This window comes from Paenisporosarcina sp. P4_D4, assembly GCF_056401835.1.
Window position 1 is genome coordinate 1 of the sequence record NZ_JBFUIO010000357.1, and the last position, 896, is coordinate 896.

General features: G+C 42.6%; 1 protein-coding gene. It reads right to left on the reverse strand.

Annotation, left to right across the window (positions count from 1 at the left end; translation table 11 throughout):
* A partial coding sequence (locus AC1DSL_RS18800; protein ID WP_477533412.1) for a heavy metal translocating P-type ATPase occupies positions 1 to 896 on the reverse strand: 896 nt, incomplete at both ends.

The window sequence follows — 896 nt, forward strand, 5'->3', positions numbered from 1 at the left end:
TCTTTCAAGATGGCTGATGCAAGTGGGTGTTGAGAAAACTTTTCGATGGATGCTGAAAGCTGCAGAATTTCCGGAATGTTCATTTCTGATAGGGAAACAACAGACGTTACTTCAGGTGTTCCTTTTGTCAGAGTTCCAGTTTTATCGAATGCAACAACCTTCAAGCGACCAGCTTCTTCTAAATGGATACCGCCTTTAATTAACACACCATTTCTTGCGGCGTTTCCAATGGCAGTTACAATGGCAACTGGAGTTGATACTACTAAAGCACACGGGCATCCAACCACCAAGACTGCCAAACCACGATAAATCCACTCACTCCAATCTCCACCGAGGAATAGGGGAGGGAACACAGCAACTAATAATGAAATCAACATAATGGCTGGTGTGTAATATTTAGCAAACTTATCAACAAATTGTTGAGAGGGCGCTTTTTCAGCCTGAGCTTCTTCGACCAAATGAATAATCTTGGCAATTGTAGTATCTTCTACACGTTTTGTTACACGAACTTCTAATGAACCTTCTTCATTCAACGTTCCTGCAAATACTTCGTCTCCGATCATTTTGTGAACCGGAACAGATTCTCCCGTAATAGATGCTTGATTAATGGATGATTGGCCAAGAATGACCTCTCCATCCATGGCAATTTTTTGACCCGGCTTCAGAATCATGACATCGCCAATTTGAATGTCTTCAACCGCCACGTCGAACTCGTTCTTTCCGCGTTTGATAATCGCAGTATTTGGTGCAATATCCATTAGCGTGCGAATAGATTGTCGTGCTTTATCCATCGAATAACTTTCCAATGCCTCACTTATAGCAAAGAGAAAGACGACGACAGCTCCTTCTCCCCATTCACCGATAATAGCAGCACCAATCACGGCAATGGTCATCAA